The following is a 4,939-nucleotide window of genomic DNA, read 5'->3' as shown; positions in this document are numbered from 1 at the left end:
AATTCTATGGTTTTGATTTCTCCATCAAGTACTATCATATTGTCCTTAAGTTTGGCATAATAACAGGCAGTATTTCCCCAAAATAAATAGGCTTGACCATCATCATCAATAAATACAGAAGGGTCAATATCATCCCAATGAATCTTTGTTGCTTTGGTCATATCATTGGTTACTAATGCTTTTCCTAAGGCATCTTTGAAAGGGCCAGTTGGACTGTCTGAAACTGCCACACCAATGGCTTTGCCGAAATTTGATTTATCGTGTTCTACAGTTACATACCAATAAAATTTTTCGTTTTTTTCTATAACTTGTGATGCCCAAGCATCTCCTATTGCCCAAGAGAAGTCTGATGGTTTTAAAGGAACTGGATATGATTTCCAGTCTACCATGTTTGTTGATGAAAAAACCAACCATTCATTCATCTTATAAAAATGGAAATCATTTGGAGCTTCATCATGACCTGCATAAAGATAAACAGTATCATTATGAACAATAGCTGCAGGATCTGCTGTAAATACCTCTGTAATTATTGGGTTATTAAATTCTAAAGATTTTTGTAATTTTTCTGAAACCTTTGATTTATCATTTTTACATGAAAAAAAAAGTAGCGTAATTCCTATAAGTTGAAATATTATTTTCATGAAAATTATTTTTTAATCAATTTTTTTACCCCAAACTGCAGTACCTTCATTGTTTAAGCCAGAAAGTAAAATTGTATTAGCAACTTTATTTTCCCAGTCTCTACCTCTTTCTACATGTAGCTTATCTGTAAACCCATTTGCCCATGTAATCGTTAACCAAGGTGCATTATACTCCCATTTACTATTCGCGTCATCATTTACAATACCATCAGCCGTTAATTTAACATTGGTTGAAGTTTGAAAATCCGCAGAAGTTTGTTCATTTGCATATCCAGGGGTTACTGAATAGCCTAATACTATTTGTTCGTAATTACCAACTAAATCTTCATCAGATATGGCAGTTTGAGGAACAGCTGCAAAACGCTCTGGTGAAACAACTGGCCATCCATCTTCTGTCCAATGAATTTTACGCACATGCAAAATCATAAAAAACCTATTTATTCCTGGTCTTCCTTGATGAGCCATGTAATATTGTCCATTTCCATCATTAAATACAGCAGGGTGAGAAACACCTTGCCATCCTGAATGTCCGTTAAATTGATAGGGTGCTAAAATCATTGGCCCATTATCAACATCTGTATTTATATCTAAGCCGTTATAATCATAGAATGGTCCGTTTGGATTATCACTTCTTCCTACCCTTACATTATATTTTGTTTCCAACCAATCATAAGATATAAACATATAATATTTACCCTGTTCTGCATTATATATAACCTCAGGTCCCTCAATATTACCATTTATATTATTCCCTGTAAAACCTCTTTGTGCAACTCTAGTTCCTTTATAACCATTTATCATAGGTAGTCCTGTAGAAGGATTCAATTCTAATTGATAAATACCATCCCAAGCTGAACCATAATAGAACCAATGTTCTCCTGATGGAGTCACTACAACAGCAGGATCTATTGCGTTTGTTTGAATAGCACCTCCTGGTTCTGATGTAACTACTAAATCTTTTTCTACCCATGGACCTTCTGGACTATCTGATGTTGCAAGCCCCATAGCGCTTAATCTTCCTACTTCTGATGCTAAAGAATAATACAGTCTGTACTCATCATCAACTTTCATAATGTATGGAGCCCACAGTGAATTGAAGGGATTGGTCCCTTTACTACGAATATAATTAGCTCCTTTTGTTGGTAGGCCATTAAAAGCCCAACCAACCCATTGCCAATTAATTAAGTCTTTAGATTTTCTAATTTGAATTCCTGGACGAACATCTGAACCAAAAGAAACATCAGTATTATAGCAATAATAAGTATCTCCATCTTTTAAAATAGAAGGATCATGCACATTATATGGCCCCCAATCAATAACATTTGCCACACCTGCCACATCGAAATATGTATCTTCAATATTATCTACAGTATAAACTTTTGATGTTGCTACTGGATCTGGGTCTTCAGTTGGATCTTCAATTGAATCATCATCACCTGAATTGTCACTTAAATTATCGTCTGGAGAACAACTTACCAGCATAAAAAATAGTAAAAACACTAAATTTAAAGCTTTAAAAATGTTCGTGTATTTTTTAAGTTTCATTTTTTTTATTTTATTTTCCTTCTAAAACTACCACAGAGAAAGGTGGTAGTGTTAAAGTTAATTTATCTCTTTTCAATTTAAAATCTTTAAACTTAATCGGCTTAATAAGTTCTGGATTATCAAATGTATTATGATCTTGCAATTTATTTGAAGTTAGTATTTGACCTTTTAAATTATTAATATTTAATCCTTCTAAATCTAATTCAATTTTATTTTCCTTGCTAGCATCTATATTTACTAATGAAAAATGCTTAGTACCATTTTTATCTTCAGATGCTGAAATTGAAATGGCAGGAAGTTTTTCACCATTAAACTCATAATTTGGAGAGTCGAATGAAACTGGTAATAATTTTGCATCTTGATGTACATTATACATTTTCATTACATGGTATGTTGGTGTAAGCAATATTTTTTCATCCTTAGTTAAAATTACTGCTTGTAATACATTTATAGTTTGTGCTAGGTTTGCCATTTTTACTCTTTCTGACCAATTATTGAAAGTATTAAGCGTTGTTCCTGCAATCATAGCATCTCTCATTGTATTTTGCTGGTATAGAAATCCTGGATTTGTACCTTCTTCTACTTGATACCATCCTCCCCATTCATCAACAATTAAGTCAACCTCATGATTTGGATCGTATTTATCCATTATTTCTGTGTGCTTTCTAATCAACTCATCCATTCTCAAGGCCGTTTTCATTGTTGAAAAGTACTGTTCATTGTTAAAAGCAGTAGCTGAACCTTTTTTATTCCATTCCACAAAAGAGTACGAATGTAAAGCAACACCTTCTATAAGATTTTTTGGTATTTCTCTCATCAAAACTTCAGTCCAATTATAATCTGCAACATTAGCACCAGAAGCTACTCTATAGAATCCATCACTGTTTGTCCAATCTGTCATAAATGTTGCATATTGTCTATAAATATTTGCATAATGCTCAGGTGTCATGTTTCCTCCACAACCCCACATTTCATTTCCTACTCCCCAATATTTAACATTCCAAGGCTTTTCTCTTCCATTCTTAATTCTGTAATCTGCCATTGGCACACCACTATCTCTAGTAACATATTGAATATATTCTGTAAACTCTTTTACTGTACTACTTCCAACATTTGCTGCTAGGTAAGGTTCAGCGCCTAAAACTTCACATAAATTTAAAAAGTCATGGGTACCAAAACTGTTATCTTCTACAACATCTCCCCACCATTTGTTTATCATTGAAGGTCGTTCACTTTTTGGACCAACACCATCTTTCCAATGATAAGTATCTGCAAAACAGCCACCAGGCCATCTTAAATTTGGTACTTTTAAATCTATTAATGCTTCTATAACAGCATCTCTTATACCATCTGTGTTTGGTATTTTACTGTCTTCACCTACATAAAACCCTCCATATATACATCGCCCTAAATGCTCTGCAAAATGACCATATATATGCTTACTAATTGTTGGTGCTGTATCATCTTTACTTATTTTAACTACAGTAGTATTTTGAGCACTTACTGCTGTCATAAAAAAAATAGCAGTAAAAATTGAGAAAATTGAAATTTTATTAAACATAGACTTGAAGAAATTTGTTAAAATATTATTCGAATTATAAAAACTAAAATATATAAGTGTAAATATTACACTTTCAAATTAATGAAAAAAAATTAAGATTGCCAAAAAAAGAATGTTTTTTTTTGTTTTATTAACATATTAAACACTTACTAGATAATAATGTGTTAAAAAAATTATCAATCCATTGAAAAAAATAGACATCAGAACTTTAAAAATTACTCTTTTAAAGTTTTAAAATTATCTACAATATAAGTACCTATCTGTTTGCCTTGAGTATACCCTTCTTTAATAGCCATATTATAATGTATACCTCCATAAAGTCTGGACAAGGCAGCTTCTTCTGAGGCTTGGATAAAAGATTTAAATTTACGAGATGGCAAACCATATTCTACTTCAGTTGTATCATTAAAGCTAAAGTTATCTCCAAACAAATCTGTTAAAACTATAGCGGCTGAGGCAGAAATAACTGAGTGACCACTAGTATATTCAGGAAATGGTGGTGTTTGTAATAAAGGTTCCCAATGCTCATCAATGTGCTTATTTATAATCGTTTCTGGTCTCACTACCAGTGTATTCCATTTTTCATCCCAGCAGCTAATAAAACCATCAAAAAGTGAAATAGAAACATTTGTAAATGCATTTATAGTTTCATCAAAACTAATTTTCGATTTTTCTGAAGCTATGGATGTAATACCTATCCAATGCCCTCCAGGAGTAATTTTTTTATTTGCGAACATTGTATGCCCTTGATGATGTGCTACATAAGGATTACAATCCCAGAATTTAGCAATATCCTCATCTTTACTATTGTTTTTTCCTCCCACTTCATAGACTTCCATTAATTGTTGCATAAAAGGACTTCCTTTGGTGAGATTGAATTCAATTGGGGGTTTGGGAGAAAATTGATTTGCTGATTTTATAACTAAAGTTCTAATTTTATTCCAATGAGGCTCAATACCTTGCATGTAATTTGGCGGAGTAGGCTTCCAATACTTGTCTTCTTCTTTAATAATGTATTGTGGATAAGTTCTCGTTTGTTTGTAAAGATCTTTATCCGCCCAAGCTAAAATGTGTTTGGATACAATATCCCCATAATCTAAAGATGCTTTCATTACATCTTTTGGAATTCCTTTATTTTTTAATTCTTTATAAAAATCTTCTTGATATTTCAGCAGTCGTTCTTCTGAAAAGA

4 protein-coding genes are annotated in these 4,939 nt (G+C 32.4%); all 4 read right to left on the bottom strand.

Annotation, left to right across the window (positions count from 1 at the left end; genetic code table 11):
• The coding region (locus tag ACTG3S_RS09110) for a family 43 glycosylhydrolase (RefSeq protein WP_439129048.1) at positions 1 to 641 on the bottom strand (641 nt) is incomplete at its 3' end.
• Between the two features lie 12 nt (positions 642 to 653).
• Entirely contained in the window at positions 654 to 2,186 is a 1,533-nt protein-coding gene (locus ACTG3S_RS09105; protein ID WP_439129047.1) for an arabinan endo-1,5-alpha-L-arabinosidase, read from the bottom strand.
• A 10-nt stretch (positions 2,187 to 2,196) separates the two neighbouring features.
• Complete coding sequence (locus ACTG3S_RS09100; protein ID WP_439129046.1) at positions 2,197 to 3,747, bottom strand: alpha-N-arabinofuranosidase; 1,551 nt, start codon at positions 3,745 to 3,747, stop codon at positions 2,197 to 2,199.
• A gap of 215 nt (positions 3,748 to 3,962) precedes the next feature.
• Positions 3,963 to 4,939 (bottom strand): vanadium-dependent haloperoxidase (locus ACTG3S_RS09095; protein ID WP_439129045.1); only part of this gene is annotated, 977 nt, incomplete at its 5' end.

Origin of the sequence: Polaribacter sp., assembly GCF_965656025.1 — a bacterium.
In the GTDB taxonomy this organism is placed as follows: Bacteria; Bacteroidota; Bacteroidia; order Flavobacteriales; family Flavobacteriaceae; genus Polaribacter.
Note: the sequence above shows the minus strand (reverse complement) of the source record. Positions and strands in the feature narration are given on the sequence as shown.